This window comes from Microcystis sp. M31BS1 (genome assembly GCF_020245285.1).
GTDB lineage: Bacteria > Cyanobacteriota > Cyanobacteriia > Cyanobacteriales > Microcystaceae > Microcystis > Microcystis panniformis.
The window spans coordinates 1-21,709 of the sequence record NZ_JADBVE010000254.1 but is presented as its reverse complement, the minus strand read 5'-3'; the positions used below and the strand labels follow the sequence as shown (position 1 = coordinate 21,709).

Genomic DNA, 21,709 nt, shown 5'->3' with positions numbered 1-21,709 from the left:
TCGAGAACATCGAAGATATCCTATACTTATTTTACAGCGTTTCTCATCATTTACCTGGAACCTTGCGCCATGTTTGCCTTAGTTTCACTAGATAAAATCGAGCTACCGGCGGGATCCTTAGTGAGATTACCTGCCACTTGGCTAGATTATCAAACTTTGTCTCGGCAAAGGGGCGACAATTCTCAGCCTAAAATCAAATATCACAATGGAGAAGTCTTGCTTATGTCTCCACTTCCTAAGCATGGACGTGATGCCCATTTAATTGCTAATATTATCATCACCTTATTGGATTATCTGGGGCGTGAGTACGAGGCTTTTACTCCCGTAACCATGGCATTACCAGAAACAAGTGGTATTGAACCAGATTATAGTTTTTATATTGACCATTGGCCGGCTATAGCAGGGAAAGCCAGAATTGACTGGGTAAATGATCCTCCTCCCGATTTAGTATTAGAAATTGATGTCACCAGTTACTCGAATGTGGATGATTATCTGCCTTATCAAGTGCCTGAAATTTGGTTGTATCGTCAGAAAAATCTCTATATTTATTGGCTAGATAATCAAGAGTATATCCCTCGCCATCAAAGTCAATATTTTCCTAACTTTAACCTACAAAATCTAGTTTCTTTCTGTGGAGAAATTGCCGACAATCGCAATAGTAGTATGGCAATTCGTCAACTAAAACAACATCTCGAAGATTTTTATAAGTAGGGAGGCACAATTATTTGTAGGATGGGTTAGCGGTAGCGTAACATGAGCGGACGTTGGGTTTCATGCTTCAACCCAACCTACGTTCATCTTATATTTAATTCCACTTTGTACCTCATCATTAAGATAACTGCTATAACCATGAATAATTTTAAAATACTGCTCATCGGCTACGGTAATACTTTAAGAAATGATGACGGAGTGGGAGTGAGAATAGCCGAAATTATTGCCGGGGAGAATTGGCCTCATGTGCAAGTTATCGCTACCCATCAATTGACTCCTGAGTTAGCAGCCGATATAGCTGATGCTTCCCTAGTTATTTTTGTTGATGCAGTATTATCTAGTCAAACCGATATCCGGATAGAAAAATTAGCGGCAGTTACCGAATGGAATAATTTCGGTCATGCAGAAAGTCCCGCTTCTTTATTAGCATTAACTCAAGCAATTTATCAACAAACTCCCAGGGCCTGGGGAATATTTATTCCTGCTATTAACTGTGAATTTGGTGAAGAATTATCAACAATAACTCAAAAGGGCTTGACAAATGCGATTAAAGCTATTAGGAAAATTATTACTTCTGAGGATTTGACTGAATACCAAAAGCAGGACTTTGATAATCTTCCGGCAGATAATTTTCAGGAATAGTGCTGTGATTGCCATCCCGGAGAGCCTTGTAGTGAGGAGACATAATTTCGATACCGACTTCGTTACATTTATCCTGAATATTTTGGTGTAATTCAGAATAAATATACACCATTTTGTTAGGATGATCGGTGTAGGCATTTAGCTGATAGCTGACATAAAAATCATCGAGACTGGTTTGCAAGACAAAAGGAGCAGGTTCTGAGACAATAAATTGGGTGGCTAAGGCTGCTTCTTTCAGAGTTGCGTGAACCTTACGCCAAGGTAAATCATAACCGAGAGTGACTGTGGTTTGCAAAATTAAAGGCTGTTTGAATTCCCTTTGAGAGACACTAAAGTTAATCACATTGGTGTTTAACAGCGATGAATTAGGAATCGTGATAATTCTATTAGCCGGTGTGCGAATACGGGTGACTAATAATCCTTTTTCAATCACATCTCCAATAACATCACCAATAGAAATTTTATCTCCTAGTTGAAAAGAGCGGGTATAGATGAGGATAATTCCTCCTACCACGTTAGCGATAGCAGAGGTGGAACCCAAGGAAAATAGCACCCCTAAAAATACCGACACCCCCTGAAAAGCAGGAGAATTAAATCCGGGTAGATAGGGAAAAGCGATGACTATAGCTAAGGCAATTATCAGCAGTGACAGTAAATTATAGGTTGGGTTTGCCCAATCGGGATAGAAACCATGGATTACTAAATTTTCTCTTGCCAAGGCGGTGAAAAATGGTTTAATCGCTCTCAACAGATAGTGAGTTATAAAAACAATTAGCAGTATAATAAAAATATTGGGTAAATATTTTGCTATCTCTTGGGAAAAAACTTCCAAAGCACGAAAAAAGTATTGCAGAAAACCATCACCAAATTTTCTAGTCCAGGGAAAAAGACGAAGGACAAAAGTTAAATAAAAATAGAGAATAGTTAAAATAATTAGAGTGCGGATAAATTGCAAAATTCTTAGGGAAAAAATTCCTATTGTCCTAGAACTAATAATCTCAAAATTTTGGAATCCGACCCCAGGAACTAGGGAGGTGATTAATCTCTGAATCTGGGGAAAACCCCGCGAAGATATAAAAATCATCACCCAGAAAATTAAGACCGTGGACAGGGTAGCACTTACCGTCAAAACTGCATCTTTTAAGAGGTTATCTGGTTGACGTTCTTGACGATAACGGACAATGGCCGCTTTAATCTTTGCTAAAGCTCGTTCGGCCAATACTTCTTGACTTACCGCGTGTAATTTGGCATCTTTAGAAGTAATAGTAGCAATAACCGTATCTCCCAAAATAATCGAAGGGTTTTTGTCTTCAGGATCGATTTTTATGGTTAAATCTTCAGGAGAAAGAGCATCGTCATCGGCAATTTTTTCAATTCTAGCTGTAATCGATTTCGCTCTTTCTTGCGCTGAAAAAGAACCTATTCCCTGCCGAATCGTAAAAAGTTCTTGATTATCAAGCATGACGGGAAAAACTTCTCCCAAAGTTTCCAGGGGTGTTTCCTGTCCTTGTTTAGCAGGATTATTCTGGGCTGCTATCATGAGGATGGGGGATAAAGTCAGTAACAAAACTAAACAAAACAGCCCTAGGTAACGCCAGATTTTTTTCATCTTCTAAGCCACAATTGCACAGGAGCGATCGAGTTTAATACCTCTTTTTTTCATCGTAGCATGGAATAGTTCTGTGGATAACACCTGTTCCACGGGATAAATCCCGGCTTTTTGGAGTTTTGCCCCTAAGATTAATTCTGCCACGCTGCCAGTTCCCCAGCCAGCTGCTTGAGCAGTGTTCTCGTGAACCATAGTTGCTTGATAAACTGCTTTTTGCTGCCCTTGCCATCCGGCGACTTTTGCTAACATTGCTACCCCAATTCCCGAAAATTTATCGGTTACTTCTGTCATGCGATAACTAACTTGGGAAAAAAACTCGATTCCCCGAGAACTTTCTACCCAAGCATCGGGAAAAATATGGGCAGTAATCCAAGTTAAATGATTATAAAAATCGGGAATAGAACCAAATTTTGTGATCACATTTTGCACTGGAAAAGATTCAGCAAAAGTATAGGTTTCTGGCATATCAAACCAATAAACACCAGTTTTACCCAAAGGAGCGGGAAAGTCAATTACTTCTCTAGCAGTATAGGGTTCAATCTCTTGCCATTTTCCCTCAATCCAAGCTAAAAAAGGCTTTTTTAAACCGAGAAAAGTTGTCCGCATCACAGTTAATCCCGCACCTCCTGAACCGGCTACGGCATAATTTAAACGGATCGTTTCTACCCTATCTAACTGTTCGACTCCCTCTCGCACTATACTATTAGAAATACCGGGGAAAATTCCCGTATTAACCACGGCAGTTATTCCCGCTTTTATCGCTAATTCTCGATAGGGGATTAACTTTTGATAAAAAGAACGATGATCACTAACATCAATATAATTGACTTTTTCTTCGATGCAAATTTTTACTACCCTGCCATCGCGATAATGAAAGGGACCAGCACAATGAATAACTAAATCACTCTTTTTAATTGCCTGTCTAAGCTTGTCTATTTCTTCTAAATCTAAAGCCAAAAACTGCATTCTTGGCAGTAATTTAATCGCTTTTTCCTTGCGTCCTGTGATAATAATTTTAGCTGCAGTATGATTAATAATATCTAGGGCGACACTTTGACCAATGCGACCAGTGCCACCTAAAATTAAAACAGTTTTTTCCATGGCAACTATTAATAATGTTTGCCCTAGTATAGCATCCTCTTGGCAAGTTTCCCTATTTTCCAAGATGCAAATTTTAGAATAATCCCAACTTATTTAATGCGTCCGAGGGGCAAGAAAATGGTTAAAATCTCACCTTCTTCGGGTTTTTCACGCACAATAAATTTACCTCCCAAAGCTTGAAAAAGGTTTTTAGTTACCTTCATATTCAGACTTAAACTACCGGTTTCTGGTTGAAACATTAGGACTTTTCCCAAAGCTTTGAGGGTAAGATTAGGTGATTTTATTTGAGTTTGAAACTGCATTTTTAATTGATTTCCTGCCGTTGATATATGTACTTGCAACAGGCCACCACTAGCCATACTGCGAGTACATTTTTCCACGACTCCATTTAACATTTGATCCAATAAATTCGGATCACTAATTACCGAAGGCAATTTTTTCGGTACATTAACTTCTAAATTGACATTGCGCCTTTTAGCTTGTTTTTGCCACCGGGGAATACTATCTTGAAAGACTTTTTCTAGAGCAATTGGAATTAATTGAATCGGTTTATCCCCCAGAGGATTAATACCCAATTCTGCGGCTCGGAAAATTAATTCCATGCGCTGAATTTGTTCACTACATTCTAAATCGATTGTTTCTAAATATTTCTGCACATCTTCCGTTACTTTTGCCCGTTTTAACAATAATCTGGTAATGGTGCGAATGGTGGTTAAAGGGGTGCGAATTTCGTGGGTTAAAGCGCGCAATAATTCCAAATCACAACCCGATTCTAAATTAGAATTATCTTCCTTTGGCGGAGTGATTTCGGCATTGATAGGCGATTTCGTTTTTTTCAGGTCTAAGTTAGACTGGTCGGGTAAATTTTGCAGTAATTGGCGACTAAATTGGCTAACTAGACGATAATCTGGCGAGGGACTGCCATTAGCCTCGATAATTGCCTCTAAAGTCTCGATTTGCGGATAACGCAGATTAACTAATCGTTGCCGCAACTGCTGCCAAGCTTGCTGAGTGAGGACGGGATCAAAGGAAAATTGAAAAGAGGATAAACCCCACTGATCTTCGCCTAAAACCAGCAAAAGAGCGAAACTTTCGCTAAAAACCAGACAAAATCTTTCATTAGCAATCGGATCCGTTGGCAAGAGAGGCAATTCATGAATCTCTGTCGGGGAAATATCGGCGGCGGATTTTTCCTGAGAAGGCAATTGCAAACCCAGCCATGGTAAATGTTTTAAAGCTTTAACGGTGAAAACACCGAATTTAAAACCCGTTAAAGCCTTGCTTTCTCTGACTAAAGCCGTCGGACCGGAGAGAATTAAACCCCGACCGGCGGCAGCATTATTTTGGTTTTGTAATAAGATATTTTCTAAAGCGGCGATCGCTGCGAACCATTCACTTTCCGCTTTTAGATGCGATCGCTTGAGCCATTCTGATAAATTAGGATAAAAAGCATTGGGGGTGAAAGTTTCCCGGTCCTGATGGTCAGTCGGCGGGAAAATATCGCTTAATTTCGGTAAAGACCCCTTTAACATCGTCTTCATCACTGACTAGATACAAATTCCTTAACTAGAATAGTACCCCCGTCAATGCTCATCCCATAACGGTAAAACCGAACTCTATTGGCAGTGATATCCGCGTTTTGATAACAGTTATCTTAATGGTGAGGTACAAAGTTTTACTTTTGGGGAGTCGGTAGTCGATAGCAAATTAGGTTACACTTCATCGAGGATGATCAGAAAGGCTGTATCAGTTATCAGATGTGAGTTTTCAGTTTGCTGATCATATTTTTCTCTGATCCAGAGAACTTTTGGGCTCCCAAAGGGATAAGAATAGGAAAGTGTGGAGAATCCTCCCATAATCGCTACAATTTTTCTAGAGGCTAAATGTTGCCCTCATTTAAGTTCTTTTGTACTCATTAAAAACCATGAAAATTCTTCACGGTACTTGGATTCCTCAATCAACGGACGAATTTATTCAGAAGGGTAGCTTTTATCTTTGGGGAGAAACTAGCACCCCGAAAAAGAGTCGCACCACTGCCGATAATTATCATCCTTTTCAGTTAAGCAAAGAAGAATTAACTAGCTTCCTTACCGGAGAGTTAGGAATAGTTCAATCGAATTATAATCCTCTTAGTCGGCAATTTGTCCCCCGCTACTTTCTTTTACCTAGCCAGGATAATCAACCTTTACCTTCCTTAGAATTACTGCGTTATCTAGAAAAAGAACCCCCAGAAAATAGCCAATGGCAATCTTGGCAAATTGATTGTTATCCCCTTAATCCTGTACTTAAACTGCTCAATGATCTGCACTTTATCTGTCTTTACAACTCCTCAGAGATTCAGTTAGGTGCAGATTTACTTTTTTGGTATCACTACAGTCAAGCTTTTAAAGAAATAATTCTCAAAGATAACTATATTCCTGCCTTTAAATATCGAGAATTAGCTACAAATAACCAGAAAACCGCTAACTTTGCCATCTACCCTCTTTGGGAAATTATATCAGCAACCTACGAAACCAATCTCGATCACTATCTCGAATATCTTCCCCGCATTTGTCTTGCTGGTGCTGAAAATCCCCATGCTTCACCACAATTATACGATCCCAAAACCCTACTCCGGCACTTCTCCGAATGTCTCCTCAATGAAATTGTCACTAATACGGCAATTCCTGCCAGTTTTGATAAAAAAATTGGCGAGACAATTATAGGTGACTGCCTCTCTGTGACTAAAGCTGCTGGATTTCTGCAAACTGCCGCTGCCTTAGAAAAATATCAACAGTGGCAAACTTGGAGACAGCAATTACTAGGAGACCAAAATATATCTAGTTTTAGCCTTGGTTTTAAACTAACGGAAGCGCCAGAAGATAATATTGAACAGTGGCAAATTACCTTTATCCTCATCTCTAAACAAGACCCCTCCCTGCGATTAGAATTAGACGAATATTGGTATGCAGTCCCCGATACTAGAACAAGCATACAAGCGCATTTTGGTCAAGATTTAGACAAAAATATTTTACTAAGTTTGGGTTATGCTGCCCGTATTTATCCCACCATTTGGCAAGGATTAGAAACGGATAAACCGACGGGATTTTCTCTAAACCTTACAGAAGCTTTTACTTTCTTAAAAGAAACTGCTTGGATTTTAGAAGATGCGGGATATAAAGTGATTATTCCCGCTTGGTGGACTCCCCAAGGTCGTCAGCGCGCCAAAGTTCGGCTAAAAACTACTTCTAAATCGGGCAAATCTACCCCCGTTAGTAAAGGGATTTTTAGCCTCGAAAACATCATTGAATATCAATATGAATTAGCCATCGGTGAAGAAACTATTAGTCAAGAGGAATGGCAACAATTAATTAACACCAAAACACCCCTAGTTAAATTTCGAGGTCAATGGGTAGAATTAGAACAAAATAAAATGCAGCAAATGCTGGATTTTTGGCAGAAATATCAGCAGGAAAATCCTGAGATGAATCTGATTGAATTAATGAAAAAAGCTGCCGAATACCCAGAAGAAATTATTGTTGAAACCGATGATTTTTTAGGTTCTATGCTAGAGAAATTACAAAATCCTAGTCAACTAGAACCGATCGAAAATCCTCCCCAATTACAGGGAACGCTGCGGGAGTACCAAAAGCGGGGGGTTGCCTGGATTCAATACCTAGAACAATTGGGGTTAAATGGTTGTCTTGCTGACGATATGGGACTGGGAAAAACCCTACAGGTAATTGCTAGATTGATTGGGGAAAGAGAGGGAGATAATAATGTTTTGCCAACTCTGCTAGTTGCACCCACTTCTGTGGTGGGAAATTGGGCAAAAGAAATTGAAAAATTTGCCCCCCATCTTCAGGTTTTAATTCACCATGGTAGTAAGCGCTATCAAGATGAGAACGAATTTCAGACAGTAGCTAGTCAAAAGGATATCGTCATTACTTCTTTTACCTTAGTTCGCAAGGATTTGAAATTATTTAACTCGCAATCTTGGCAACGTTTGGTAATTGATGAAGCACAAAATATCAAAAATCCTAAAGCAGCACAAACTAAAGCAATCTTGAGTTTATCTGCACAACATCGTCTCGCATTAACGGGAACTCCTGTGGAAAATAGACTGCTTGATTTATGGTCAATTTTTAACTTCCTTAACCCCGGTTATTTAGGCAAAGAAACTCAATTTCGTAAAGCTTTTGAAGTGCCAATCCAAAAACAAAATGATCGTCTCCAGTCCACGGTTCTCAAAAAATTAGTGGAACCTTTTATTCTGCGTCGGGTAAAAACCGATAAGCAGATAATTAAAGATTTGCCTGATAAAGTGGAAAACAAACAGTATTGTAATTTAACTAAAGAACAAGCTTCTCTCTACGAAGTTGTTATCAAAGAAGTGGAAAAACAATTAGAAGAAGCAGAGGGAATAAAACGCAAGGGATTAATTTTATCTACCCTGATGCGCTTGAAACAAATTTGTAATCATCCCCGTCAATTTCTACAGGATAACAGCGCTTTTACTCCTGAGCGATCGCATAAGTTAGAGCGTTTGGGAGAAATGCTAGAAGAAGTAATTTTAGAGGGAGATAGTCTGCTAATTTTCACTCAATTTACCGAAATCGGTGACTCCTTACAAAAGTACCTCAAACAAACTTTTCGCTATAATACTTATTATCTTCACGGGGGGACTTCTCAACCAAAACGAGAACAAATGATCGAAGAATTTCAACATCCCGAAACAGAACCTTCCGTATTTATTTTATCCCTAAAAGCTGGGGGAGTGGGGATTACTTTAACCAAAGCAAATCATGTTTTTCATTTTGATCGTTGGTGGAATCCTGCGGTGGAAAATCAAGCAACCGATCGCGCTTTTAGAATTGGTCAACAAAAAAATGTTTTCGTGCATAAATTTGTTACTTTGGGAACCTTAGAGGAAAGAATTGATGAAATGATCGAGGAAAAGAAAAAGGTAGCTAATGCTATTGTTAGTAATGATGAATCCTGGTTAACGGAATTAGATAACGAAAGTTTTCGTCAGTTAATCGCATTGAATAAACAGACAATTATTTAATCGAGGTAAACCTATGAATAAATTTAGTAAAACTTGGTGGGGACAACGCTTTATAGAAGCATTAGAGGAATTTACCGACTCAGCGCGCTTGAGTCGAGGACGTTCCTACGCTAAAAATGATAAAGTCAAGAATTACGAAATTGACGGTAATTTAATTACTGCTCAGGTGCGAGGTTCCATTAATCCCTACTTTGGAGTTTACAAAGAACCTTTGTATAAGGTGAGTATCGAGATTAAACCAATTACTAAAGCAGAGTGGTCACAAGCTTTATATAATCTTGGTTCAAGAGCGAGTATGATCTCTAAACTGCTGCTCAAAGAAGTTCCCGATAATATTGATGAAGCATTTAGCGATCTGAATCTGCACTTATTACCCCACAGTCAAAAGGATTTTATCACCAATTGTTCCTGTCCCGATTGGGAAAATCCCTGTAAACATATTGCTGGAGTTTATTACCTCGTTGCTTCCCAATTAGATCAGGATCCTTTCCTCTTATTTGAATTACGCGGTATCTCTCGTCAAAAATTACTGCAAGAGTTAGCAAAAACTCCCCTCGGTAAGCTGCTTTCCTCCTCTATCCAAGAGGAAAAAATTCCTCTTAACCCTGTCACTTCCTATCACACTAAACCCGAAACTATACCAGCATCAGAAATAATTGATCTCAAAGAATTTTGGCACTCCCATCACCGTTTACCAGAAAATCCTCAGTTAGTTAAATCCGCAACTATTCCCGCAATTGTCATTAAAAAAGCTGGTGATTATCCTGCATTTTGGGATAAGGATACTTCCTTTATCGAGGTAATGGAAGAAATGTATCAACGGGTACGCAATAAAAATGCAGGGATACTTTAAAAAAATATAAGTTTTCCTTTTGGGGAGTCAGGAGTCAGTCCCGATGCAAAATTAGGTTACACTTTATCTTGATGAGAAACGCTGTAGCTAAATTGCTGACTTTTTGACTTAGGTATCTATCCATAGGAGGGTAGATTAGAATAAACAGGTTAACAACTGACAGTAATTGAAAATCTACCCCTAACCTGCTAGTATTGTTATGAGACTGGACATAAGAGACATACAATGGAATCCTTAATTATTGAAAATTTTCTGATTATTAAGTATGCGGAAATAGAGATAAAAGAAATTAATGTTATCATCGGTGAACAGTCCACTGGTAAAAGTATTATTGCTAAATTAGTTTTTTTATTTGAAACATTTTTGTTTTATCAAGTTAAATTATTAGTCACTAATCTTCAAGATCAGCAAGAACTCAAAAGGCACATACAGAAGCGATTTGAGGAATTATTTCCTAAATACGCATGGAAAGAGCAAGTATTCAAAATAGTTTATCGTTTGGATGACATGAACTTTTTGATTGAAAGATATAAGGACAAATCTGGCTATTTTAAACTACAATTTACCTATTCAGATAATTTTAAAAAGTTTTACAATACAACAATTAGACAAGTGAGTAAAATTGCCAAAAGCAATAACAAAGTCACTCAAGATATTTATTCATATATGAATGATTGTGTGGTCAAAAATATTGCTGATTTTTTTCAAGGCAATGAAAAAATTTTTTCTACAAAGATTTTATTTGTCCCAGCTAGTCGCACTCTGTTTGTTAAATACTTTACCAATAATATTTTTACCTTTTTAGCTAATAATTTTGATCTTGATCCTCTGATTATCAACTTTGGCTCTAATTATGAAAATGCTCAACGCCTATACAGAATAATTAATGAATCAGAAAGTTTATTCCAAGATAAAAAAGATGATAAAAAACTTTATGATCAAATTAAATTAATTAGCGAAAAGATTCTATCAGGCAGCTATGCGCGCGAGAAAGATCAAGATTGGCTTTATCATGCCGATGGGAGAAAGATCAACCTAATTGATGCTTCAAGCGGACAACAAGAAGCCTTACCAATGTTATTAATTCTCTTAGTTTTCCCCTTTTTTGCCACTCACGAATCTAATCAATTCTTTATTGAGGAACCCGAAACCCATCTTTTTCCCTCCGCTCAAAGAGATATGGTAGAACTATTTACCTTACTTTATGCTAATAAAAATTGTCGTTTCTTTCTCACTACCCATAGTCCCTACATTCTCACAGCTTTGAATAATAAAATCATGGCGGCTAACGTTGAGCCTGTCAAAGCGGAAAAATCTTTAGGTTATAAAAATACTATTCAATTTCAAGATGTGTCAGCCTACACAATTAGCAACGGACAAACTCAAAGTATCTTAGATACAGAGGTGAACTTGATTGGTATCAATAACCTCGATGCTGTCTCCGATGAACTTAGTCAAGAGTTTGAAGAAATCTTAGAAAGAAAGGCTCAACAATAATGGATATTAGTCACTGTTCTGAATGCAATACTAATAAAATAGTCAAAGTTAAAGAAAATGGTAAAGAATTCATCGTCAACAATAATAGTCAGAAATTAGTTACTAAGATAAAAATAGATAATTGTTTAATCATCGAGGGAAAAAGATGCGACTGGCTGTTAGAAATTGATTATCCCTGTAGCTTGGCTCTTTATATTGAACTCAAGGGTAAAAATATTGAACAAGCTTATGATCAATTATTGTCAACTCTAAATCATTCTTACTTACAAGAAAGACATAAAAAATCTAAAAAAGAATGCTATATTGTGGCTTCTAGAGTACCAAAAGCTGGAACCAATGTTCAGGTTTATCAGGCGAGATTAAAGCAATCTCATCCCGAAGTTAGTTTAAAAGTCAGGTCGATGAAAGCTGAAATCACTATTTAGGTTTTTCCCTCAGAAAAAAGCTGAACTAATTATTCCTGTCCCGATTGACAAAATCCCTGTAAACATATTGCTGAAGTTTATTACTTCGTTGCCTCCCAATTAAATATGGAAGAAATGTATCAACGGGTACGCAATAAAAACGCTGGTATGTTATAATTAGGTAGGTGTTTAAAATCGTCTAATACCCCCTTGGTTAAAAAAAAATTAAGGGTAGATTAAAGTGGGATTAAAGGGGGATCAGAAGTTTGAAAAAGCATTCTATTTTTTAAGACAAGCAGAATCTATGAACCAAGAATCTCTCAGCTTTGTCCATGGGAATGTCAAGTTAGCCGATCGCTTTTTAGTTTGTGGATTGGGTAGTCTCGGACAACACTGCGTCAAATCTTTAAAAGAGTTTGGGGTTAGCGTTGTCGGTATCGAACTAATACAGCCTCCCAGTTGGGAAATTAATGATTTTCCCGATTTATTAGAGGAAATAATTATCGGTGATTGTCGTCAAAAAAACATTTTAGCAAGAGCGGGAATCGATCGCTGTCGGGCTGCTTTAATTGTCACCAGTGATGAGCGAATTAATGCCACCACTGCCCTAATTATTCGGCAATTAAATCCCCATACCCGCTTAGTGGTGCGTTCTTCTAAAGATAATCTCAATCAGCTACTTAAGGAACGTTTAGGCAATTTTATCGCCTATGAACCTACCCAACTACCCGCCAATGCCTTTGCTTTAGCCACATTAGGCACAGAAACCCTCGGTTTTTTGCATCTCGACGGTCAGAAATTGCGGATTATCCAGAGACAAATTAGTCCCGAAGATGGTTTACTCGATCGCTTTTTAGGTGATTTAAATACCCCCACCCGTCGTCTGTTAGCACACACAGCCCCCGATGAACCTTTAAGGGCCGGATTTTATCAATGGTCCCCCACCACCACTATCCGGGCCGGTGATACCATTACCACCATCGAAACTACCTATCAAAATATCGATGCTACCCGCCAGAAACCGTCAAATTCTCGCCAGAAGTTGCGGCATTTTTGGCAAAAATTAGGCAAAGAAACCCAACAATTCTGGCAATTGAGTTTTCAGCAGCAAATTCACCGGGTGGCTTTCCTGTCAGTATTTATCATTATCCTGCTAGTAATGATCGGGACTTTTCTTTTCCATCTCTACGCCCCGAGAGCTTCCTTTATTTCCGCTCTTTCAGGAACGGCGATTCTTTTATTAGGTGGTTACGGTGATGTTTTCGGTGCCTCTAACCCCGAAGATTTAAATGCAGTCCCCTGGTGGATGCAGCTATTTAGTCTCTTTTTAACCTTAGCTGGAACCGCTTTTATCGGGGTTCTCTACGCTATTTTGACAGAAACTTTATTATCATCAAGATTTCAATTTATCCCTAACCGTCCCCCAGTTCCCCAACAGAATCATATCGTTATTGTCGGCTTAGGTCGAGTCGGCAAAGAAGTGGCTAATTTATTACTAGAAATGCAACAGGCGATCGTCGGGGTCAGCTTAAATAGGGATTTTGATGCGACTATCCTGCCAAAAATGCCCCTGATGACGGGAAATATCGAAGAATCTTTAAAAAATGTCAATTTAGATAGGGCCAAAAGTATAGCGATTGTTACCGATGACGAAATCCTCAATTTAGAAGTGGCCCTAACCACCCGCAAACTCAACCCCCAAAGCTACTTAGTCATCCGCACCACCGACGACAACCTTAGTCAACAATTAAGTCAAATTCTGCCCCGCTCTCACATTTTAGGAACCAACACCGTGGCGGCAGAAGCCTTTACGGGAGCGGCTTTCGGAGAAAATATCATCTATCTGTTCCGTTGGGCGCAAAAAACGATTCTGGTGACGGAATACGAGATCGAAGCTGGAGATACTCTCAATGGTAGCTCGATCGGAGATATTGCCTACGGTTATCGAGTCGTGCCGATCCTACACCAACGAGAACGGGAAACCACGAAATTAATGCCCGAAGATTATCTCAATTTACGCATCGGCGATCGCATTGTGGTGCTGGCCACCATCAACGGACTGCGACGGGTGGAACAGGGTCGTCGCACTCCCAAAACTTGGCGCGTGCGGGTGGAAAAAGCCTTTAATCGCAATATTGCCGCAGAAGCACCCACCGTAATCAGTCGTTTTTCTAATTGTCCCCTGAAAACCGCCAGCGATCTCATGGAAAATTTGCCAGCAACCCTGGGCGCCCCCCTCTACGAACAGCAGGCGATTCGATTAGTTTCCGAGTTAAAAAAAATTCAAGTTCAAGCGCTGGCTATTCCCATTAACCCGAAATCGAGTTAATCGGAGTTAAGTAAGTAGTTATAATTAAATTGAAGATAGATTTTGCCTCTGCCCCCCCTTATTAAGGGGGGTGCCGATAGGCGGGGGGATCCCCCCTGCCCTACTTAATAAGGGGGGTGTCTGACAACTTTTAACACCTACCTACTTATCCTTTTTTATCAAACTAGAAGGCTCTCTTGGTCTTTTTTTATGCAGTTAAAGTGACCGTAGCCTTGGCAGTTTGTCCAGAATCAGAAGTAGCAGTAATAGTAATTTTATCCCCATTATTTCCTTGTGCAGGTGCAGTGTAGGTAAATTTGGCATCAGTGGTATTTTTATCAATTTTACCGCTGTCTGGCGGTGAGATTGTGATGGTGTAGTTACCAACGGGATTAATGATAAATTCTTGGATTCCATTTAATGCTAAAGTTGCGCTAGAGGGAGCGATCAGAATCGTTGGAGGTAGTCCCTGTCCAGTGGAACTAGCCTCTACAGTTACTTTTTTCTCCACTTGATTAATTAAATCGGGAATAAGACGTTCGCTAAATCCAGCCACAAAAGCCATTGTTAAAAGTCCATATAAATAGATGCCATTCCGATTATCTTCAGTGCCACCCCGAATTTCTAAGGGAGAAATATTAGAGTTAAGAATTAGCAGAATAAAGAAAGCAAAACTTCCCCCTAAAATCGGCTTAGTTAGACCAATTATAAATGGCAAGAGGTCATCGTCATATTTTTGGTTTTTGGGATTATCAAAATCTTGCAAACGAGTTAGAAGACTAACTGCTCCCCCTAAAGTGCCTGTCATCAATATCAATATCAAGAGTCTAAAATTTCCGTCTTTGTCTTCAGTATTTTGGTTACTTTTACCCTCAGTATTGATTGGAGGTAAAGACATAAGCAAATCTTTCACTGGAAGGGAGTTCATAATACCCCAATTCAAAGGGAGAGCTAACACTAATCCAATTAAAACTTTTGTAGGTATTTTGAAAGAATGGAACAGATTATCTCTGAATTCGGCTAGACGAGTCCAAAAACCTGTCTGGGTTTTTCTTAATCCCGTTCTGGCGGCATAGCGTAATTTTTGTGCCAGAATAATATTAGGTTTACCTATTAAAGATTTAATCGCAATTTCTCCAGCATCTACCACCGACTTTACTTGCATGATATCACCAGGTTTGGAAATGTTCTTGAGTTCCACCTGTGCCATCCCTAGTATTTTAATTAATTTGGCTAATTCTCCCTGTACTTCCCGGTCTAATTCTTGAGGGAATCCCGCTACTTGTTCTTGGGTTTTTTCCAGCAAAATATCAATTCTTTTATTTAGTTTGATTCCCTCATCTCTAGCTTTAATTTCATTGATTAAATCGTCTAAAGTTTGAAATAAAACACTTTCTTCTTGTACTTGTAGTTGTGCAAAATTATCTTTAAATTCCTTGACTAACTTTTCAAAGGGTTCATCTACTTCAGGAATTGAACTATATTTGTCTAAGTTTTCCTTCAGTTCAGCAATCAAAGACTCATTTTTCTTTTGTAATTCCACAGTGGTGGAAAATTTAACCAAAGTATCTTTAATTTTTGTTTGCCAAGCGATTAGTTCTTGCTTAAGTCCTGGCAAGTTTGCATCGTTAGCATTAGCATCGAATAGAATCGTAATTGTGGCCACTAAACTATCAGTTTCTTGGCTTAAAGTATCAAGAGGAGTTTCTGAAATTTTGCCCGTAGATAAAAGGTTGATTGTCTCCACAAGCTGATCTGTATGAGCTAGTATTTGTTTTTCTAATTCTTCTCTGCTAGGTAAAGGGTCTGAAAAAGTTAATTCACCTAGTTTTTGAATAAATTCATCTCTTAAATTATTAGTCTCTTGAGTGATTGTTTTGGCTTCTGTTTGGTAACTAGCAAGGGTAGCTGATTTATCCTGACTAAATTTATTTTGGGTTTCCAGAATAAATTGATCAATTTTTTGTTCGATAGCAGGATTTAGATTAATCATGATTGTCTTCTCCTAAAAAAAGGCGAAAATGGGCTAAAATTCGGTTAGCTTCCAGATGCTACAATAGTTATCATTGATTTTCTGCAATTATTCATAAATCTTGATAAATTTTTATTTTTTTAACTCAATTCAGTCTGCCGTAGGGACATAACATCGTTATCTCCTCAACATCGTTATCTCCTCAATGACCGCAGCCGCATCTTAGCACTCAGGCCCTAAGAGTGCTAAATTAACTATAAGGAGTCCTATCACAACAGCGATACCATGTCCAAAATCATTGCCTTTAAAGATGAATCCCGTCGCGCCCTAGAAAGAGGTGTCAACGCCTTGGCCGATGCGGTAAAAATCACCCTCGGTCCGAAAGGACGCAATGTCTTGTTAGAAAAGAAATACGGCGCCCCCCAGATCGTTAATGACGGCATCACCGTCGCCAAAGAAATCGAATTGTCCGATCCCCTCGAAAACACCGGGGCGAGATTAATTCAGGAAGTAGCGGCAAAAACCAAAGATTTAGCGGGAGATGGCACCACTACCGCCACCATCATCGCCCAGGCTTTAATTAAAGAAGGTCTCAAAAACGTTACCGCCGGGGCCAATCCCGTCGCCTTAAGACGCGGACTAGACAAAACCATCGCCTATCTGGTGGAAGAAATCGCCGCCGTCGCTAAACCGATCGCCGGAGATGCGATCGCTCAAGTGGCCACCGTTTCTTCCGGCAACGATGAAGAAGTGGGACAAATGATCGCCACCGCCATGGAAAAAGTCACCACCGATGGCGTAATCACCGTGGAAGAATCGAAATCCCTAACCACCGAATTAGAAGTAGTGGAAGGGATGCAGATCGATCGCGGTTATATCTCTCCCTATTTCATCACCGATCAGGAAAGACAGATCGTCGAGTACGACAACCCCCTGATCCTGATTACCGATAAAAAAATCAGTGCGATCGCAGAATTAGTCCCCGTCCTCGAAGCCGTTGCCCGTCAAGGTCGTCCCCTATTAATTATCGCCGAAGATGTGGACGGCGAAGCCTTAGCCACTCTAGTGGTCAACAAGGCCCGGGGTGTCTTAAATGTCGTCGCTATCAAAGCCCCCAGTTTTGGGGAACGTCGCAAGGCGGTTTTACAAGATATCGCCATCCTCACCGGCGGCCGTCTGATTTCCGAAGAAGTGGGCTTAAGTCTTGACACCGTTAGCCTCGATCTGCTAGGGCAAGCGGCAAAAATTACCCTAGAAAAAGACAATACAATTATTGTCGCCTCCGGAGACAGCCGCAATAAGGCCGATGTGCAGAAACGTCTCGCCCAACTGAAAAAACAGTTAGAAGAAACCGATTCCGAATTCGATCAGGAAAAATTACAGGAACGCATCGCTAAATTAGCCGGCGGTGTGGCCGTGATTAAAGTCGGGGCGGCCACAGAAACCGAACTCAAGGATCGCAAACTCCGCATCGAAGATGCCCTCAATGCCACCAAAGCCGCCGTGGAAGAAGGTATCGTCCCGGGCGGTGGTACAACCTTGATTCATCTGGCCTCTAAGGTGAAGGCTTTCAAAGCTTCTTTGACTAACGATGAGGAAAAAGTCGCCGCCGATATCGTCGCCAAAGCCCTAGAAGCCCCCCTGCGTCAGTTAGCTAATAACGCCGGTGTGGAAGGCGATGTGATCGTGGAAGGTGTGCGCGATACCGCTTTTAGCGTCGGTTACAATGTCCTCACCGGCAAGTACGAAGACTTAATCGCCGCCGGAATTATCGATCCGGCTAAAGTGGTGCGGTCAGCCGTTCAAAACGCCGCTTCTATTGCCGGTATGGTCCTAACTACGGAAGCCCTCGTGGTCGAAAAACCCGTTAAAGAAGCCGCAGCCCCCGATATGGGCGGCATGGGCGGCATGGGCGGCATGGGCGGCATGGGCGGCATGGGTGGCATGGGCGGCATGGGTATGATGTAATTCCTGATGCCCTCTGGCCCCTGAAAATAATCTCATTCCATTGAGCCAATCTGTCCCTTTTCTGGTTATCATCGCCATTAGGGACAGGTTTTTTTTCCTCGGGAAAAACTTTTTCAGCAGAACCTGCTTAATCTATCCTTTGCATTAGTCCAGACACTACACTAGAAAAGAAGGATTATTCCCAGAAATCATGACACTGCTGACGGTTCGATCGCTCAAAAAAGACTTCGGTATCAAGGAAATTCTCAAAGATGCGAGTTTTAGTCTCGATGATCGCGATAAAGTCGGCCTGATCGGTACGAATGGATCGGGAAAATCGACCCTATTGAAAATGATCGCCGGTTTAGAATCGATCGATGGTGGCGAAATTCAAATCAATTCCGGGATGAAAATCGTCTATTTACCCCAGCAACCGGAGCTAGACGACGATAAAACGGTTTTAGAGCAGGTTTTCGCCGATAGTGGCGAAAGCATGACTTTAATTAAGGAATACGAGGAATTGTCCGATCGCCTTGTCCATGAGCCAGAAAATCTGGATACTATTATGGAACGTTTGTCAAGGGTTTCGCAACAAATTGATAAACTTGCCGCCTGGGATTTAGAAACCAATGCTAAAGTTATTTTAAGTAAACTGGGCATCGATAATTTTAATGCTCGCGTGGGAGATTTATCGGGGGGATATCGCAAAAGAATCGCCATCGCTACCGCACTTTTAGCCGATCCTGACTGTTTATTGATGGATGAACCCACCAACCATTTAGACGCGCTTTCCGTGGAGTGGTTACAGAGTTATTTGTCCCGTTTTCGGGGAGGATTATTATTAATTACTCATGATCGCTATTTTCTCGATCGAGTGACTAATCGCATCATTGAAATCGATCGGGGAGATTTATCTACTTATTCCGGTAATTATGCCTATTATCTAGAAAAAAAAGCTTTAGCGGAAGAATCGATCGCCAGTAGTCAACGCAAACACGCGGGAGTTTTACGACGGGAATTAGAATGGTTATCCCGGGGACCAAAAGCGCGCAGTACCAAACAAAAAGCGCGGATTGATCGCATTCAGGCAATGGGTAATAAGGAATTTAAACAGGTGGAGGGAAAAGTCGATATTGCCACCGCAGGAAGACGCATCGGCAAAAAAGTTATCGAAGTAGAAAAGATCTCGAAAGCTTACGGCGATCATACTTTAATTAAAGATTTTACCTATATTTTTACCCCTGAAGATCGCATCGGTATTATTGGCAGTAACGGGGTAGGAAAATCTACTCTCATGGATATTATTACCCGGAAAACTCTCCCCGATTCAGGCACGGTTGACATCGGTTCCACTATTCATATTGGTTACTTCGATCAACAATCCGATGATCTCAATATCAACGAAAATCAAAGAGTGATCGAATATCTGAAAAGTGTGGCCGAATTAGTCAAAACCCTAGACGGCAGCGTGATTACCGCTTCCCAGATGTTAGAAAAATTTCTCTTTCCTCCCGATCAACAGTATGCACCAATTTATAAACTTTCTGGAGGAGAAAGAAGACGCTTATTTTTACTACGAGTTTTGATGAGTGCACCTAATGTTTTAATCCTAGATGAACCCACCAATGATCTCGATGTGCAGACTTTAGCAATTTTAGAAGAATATTTAGAGGACTTTAACGGTTGTGTGATTGTCGTTTCCCATGATCGCTATTTTCTCGATCGAGTAGTTGATACTATTTTTTCCTTTGAAACCGGGGGTAATATCCGTCAATATCCGGGTAATTATTCCCTTTATCTCGATCAGAAAAAAGAGGAGGAGGAACCAAAAGAAAAAAAAGTCACCCCAAAAACTGTTAAAGCTTCTCCCTCACCCGTCAATAAGAAAATCTCTTTTAAAGAGAAAAAAGAATACGAAGACATCGAAAAACAAATACCAATTTTAGAAGCAAAAAAAGCTGAAATTGAACAGGTACTTTATGGAGAACCCCTAGAAGATTTTACCAAAATAACCGCGCTGACCGAAGAATTAGCTCAATTAAGTCAAAAAATTGATAATTTAACCGATCGCTGGTTAGAATTAGCGGAAAAATTAGGCTAGGATGATCCCTATTTTCCCGATCAATTTAGTTAAAACTGAGTGATAATTTCTGGTGAATCATCCTCATCCATGACCAGATCTACCGACTCCACCCGCAAGAGTGCCAAATTATCGTTAACCACCCCTTGAAGATAGATTTCCCCCATCCCTTCACCCCCCAGATCGATCGAGCCGAAAACTTGACCGGTTTTGGTATTAAAATTAAACTGAAAATAATTAGCCGAGGAAATTCCCTGGCTGACATTATCGTATTTAGCGATCTCTTGACCACTGTTATCATAAAAAGATACTTGAAAATTTTCTAAAACTCGCATTTTTCCCGAACCTTTTTCCGAAAAGATAGTCGGGGCCGTTTTTTCATCATAACTAAAAGAACCTTTAGCTGTATAGCCTTGATTTCCCAACCATTGAAAATCGAGCGTCACTGCTAAAACCCCTTGGCTATTCATGTTAGCAACTAAAAGCCAAGCTAATAAAGTCAATATTATCTTTTTCATTAGTCGGTTATTTCATTTACAGCAGTTATCCTAATGGTGAGGTAGGAACAAAATCGGTAAAACCCCACACCCCACACCCTGCCACCAGGAAAAACCTTTTCAGCAGACCCTATTATAGCAAAGGGATTGCTACTTGCTTCCAATTAAGTAGGGAGGCACAATTATTTGTAGGATGGGTTAGCGGTAGCGTAACCCATGCGGGAGTTGGGTTTCATGCTTCAACCCAACCTACGTTCATCTTATATTTAATTCCACCCACCTACTTAGTCACTGATAACTGATAACTGAATAGAGTTTGTCAGCGAAACGTTTTTTTGTCTTAAAGTCCAGAAAACGGGTTTCTCCGAGAAACCCGTTTTCTAGGTTAACTTCGGGAAAAAAGAAGCATAAAAACGCTTCAAAATACTCGGTTAATGCTTCTTTCCAGGGTTCATCATAATTGGCGGTTGTTTGGTTCATCAATTAGGGTGATAGTTTTAATTGTTCTCCGCTTCTGGCTAAGAGTTTTAAGGTGAATGGGTGGACAATGCCTACCCTACGGCAAGATTTTCTTATTGGATTCTTGCCAAAGACTGCTTAAATTCTGCGAGAGAATTAGCAGTAGCTGCTAATTTTAGTAGCTCTTCTAAGATAGTAGGGTTAGTGATTTTGCCGATTATCTCTTCAATTTCTGAAGAAATCTGTCCAAAACGCACAGTTAAAACTGTTTTTATGGCATCACGGCTTTTTTGTAACGCTCCAATTTCCTTACCAATTTCCTTGCCTATTTCTTTACCAATTTCCTTACCGCGTTCTATTCCTCGTAACTCCATATTACTCATTAAAGGCATGGTTCTTTCCTCCTCAAATTGTTTGATTTTACTCTCTAAGCTTGACTGTAATTCAGGGGATAAAGTCATCATATTGTCGATGATTTCAAACAGTTTACTAAGTAAGGTAGGTATTACCCACCCTACTTATTTATGATGATACTAAAAGACTTCCTACACTCCTCAAAAGAATTTACTATAAGTGCGGCTT

The 21,709-nt window shown here is 39.9% G+C and carries 16 protein-coding genes; 9 read left to right on the top strand and 7 right to left on the bottom strand.

The features are described from left to right. The first annotated feature begins 69 nt into the window (after window positions 1–69). Both IM509_RS14925 and IM509_RS14920 read left to right on the top strand, forming a co-directional pair. Window positions 70–711 carry a Uma2 family endonuclease gene (locus tag IM509_RS14925; protein WP_052275494.1) on the top strand — a complete coding sequence of 214 codons (642 nt, stop codon included), beginning with the start codon at window positions 70–72 and terminating at the stop codon, window positions 709–711. A 138-nt stretch (window positions 712–849) separates the two neighbouring features. After that, complete coding sequence (locus IM509_RS14920) at window positions 850–1,353, top strand: hydrogenase maturation protease (protein ID WP_052275495.1); 504 nt, start codon at window positions 850–852, stop codon at window positions 1,351–1,353. On the opposite strand, the gene IM509_RS14915 is transcribed toward IM509_RS14920, so the two are convergent. The 3 genes from IM509_RS14915 to IM509_RS14905 form a co-directional block, all read right to left on the bottom strand. Next, entirely contained in the window at window positions 1,280–2,962 is a 1,683-nt protein-coding gene (locus IM509_RS14915; RefSeq protein WP_185236760.1) for a mechanosensitive ion channel family protein, read from the bottom strand. The two genes, IM509_RS14920 and IM509_RS14915, sit on opposite strands and share 74 nt — an antisense overlap. A 3-nt stretch (window positions 2,963–2,965) precedes the next feature. After that, window positions 2,966–4,063: a saccharopine dehydrogenase family protein gene (locus tag IM509_RS14910; protein WP_052275497.1), complete on the bottom strand. Its 1,098-nt coding sequence runs from the start codon at window positions 4,061–4,063 to the stop codon at window positions 2,966–2,968. 89 nt (window positions 4,064–4,152) lie between these two features. Continuing rightward, entirely contained in the window at window positions 4,153–5,595 is a 1,443-nt protein-coding gene (locus tag IM509_RS14905; protein ID WP_072924422.1) for a sensor histidine kinase, read from the bottom strand. 392 nt (window positions 5,596–5,987) lie between these two features. Between IM509_RS14905 and IM509_RS14900 the strand changes: the two genes are divergently transcribed. The 5 genes from IM509_RS14900 (at window position 5,988) to IM509_RS14880 (ending at window position 14,193) form a co-directional block, all read left to right on the top strand. Beyond that, window positions 5,988–9,110: a DEAD/DEAH box helicase gene (locus tag IM509_RS14900; protein WP_052275499.1), complete on the top strand. Its 3,123-nt coding sequence runs from the start codon at window positions 5,988–5,990 to the stop codon at window positions 9,108–9,110. Window positions 9,111–9,123: 13 nt separating this feature from the next. After that, window positions 9,124–9,963, top strand: a complete 840-nt coding sequence (locus IM509_RS14895; RefSeq protein WP_052275500.1) for an SWIM zinc finger family protein — start codon at window positions 9,124–9,126, stop codon at window positions 9,961–9,963. A gap of 225 nt (window positions 9,964–10,188) precedes the next feature. Next, window positions 10,189–11,460, top strand: a complete 1,272-nt coding sequence (locus IM509_RS14890; protein ID WP_185236761.1) for an AAA family ATPase — start codon at window positions 10,189–10,191, stop codon at window positions 11,458–11,460. After that, window positions 11,460–11,885 (top strand): hypothetical protein, encoded by a 426-nt coding sequence (locus tag IM509_RS14885; protein WP_052275502.1) that lies wholly within the window; start codon window positions 11,460–11,462, stop codon window positions 11,883–11,885. Before IM509_RS14890 ends, IM509_RS14885 begins: the two co-directional genes overlap by 1 nt. A 283-nt stretch (window positions 11,886–12,168) precedes the next feature. Further along, entirely contained in the window at window positions 12,169–14,193 is a 2,025-nt protein-coding gene (locus tag IM509_RS14880) for a potassium channel family protein (protein WP_185236762.1), read from the top strand. Window positions 14,194–14,380: 187 nt separating this feature from the next. On the opposite strand, the gene IM509_RS14875 is transcribed toward IM509_RS14880, so the two are convergent. Next, the gene (locus IM509_RS14875; protein WP_185236763.1) at window positions 14,381–16,165 is read right to left on the bottom strand and encodes a hypothetical protein; all 1,785 of its coding nucleotides are present in this window, start codon (window positions 16,163–16,165) and stop codon (window positions 14,381–14,383) included. A 264-nt stretch (window positions 16,166–16,429) separates the two neighbouring features. Between IM509_RS14875 and groL the strand changes: the two genes are divergently transcribed. Beyond that, complete coding sequence (groL, locus tag IM509_RS14870) at window positions 16,430–18,112, top strand: chaperonin GroEL (RefSeq protein WP_185236764.1); 1,683 nt, start codon at window positions 16,430–16,432, stop codon at window positions 18,110–18,112. A 190-nt stretch (window positions 18,113–18,302) separates the two neighbouring features. Further along, window positions 18,303–20,192 carry an ABC-F family ATP-binding cassette domain-containing protein gene (locus tag IM509_RS14865; RefSeq protein ID WP_185236765.1) on the top strand — a complete coding sequence of 630 codons (1,890 nt, stop codon included), beginning with the start codon at window positions 18,303–18,305 and terminating at the stop codon, window positions 20,190–20,192. Between the two features lie 29 nt (window positions 20,193–20,221). Here the strand turns inward: IM509_RS14865 and IM509_RS14860 are convergent, their stop codons facing one another. From IM509_RS14860 to IM509_RS14850, 3 genes are all read right to left on the bottom strand, one after another. Beyond that, window positions 20,222–20,689, bottom strand: a complete 468-nt coding sequence (locus tag IM509_RS14860; RefSeq protein ID WP_002759849.1) for a hypothetical protein — start codon at window positions 20,687–20,689, stop codon at window positions 20,222–20,224. A gap of 267 nt (window positions 20,690–20,956) precedes the next feature. Beyond that, window positions 20,957–21,148, bottom strand: coding sequence for a hypothetical protein (locus tag IM509_RS14855; protein ID WP_002759850.1), 192 nt, complete (start codon window positions 21,146–21,148; stop codon window positions 20,957–20,959). A gap of 92 nt (window positions 21,149–21,240) precedes the next feature. Further along, a complete protein-coding gene (locus IM509_RS14850) occupies window positions 21,241–21,588 on the bottom strand; it encodes a hypothetical protein (protein ID WP_249264958.1) in 348 nt (115 codons plus the stop codon). Window positions 21,589–21,709: the final 121 nt, after the last annotated feature.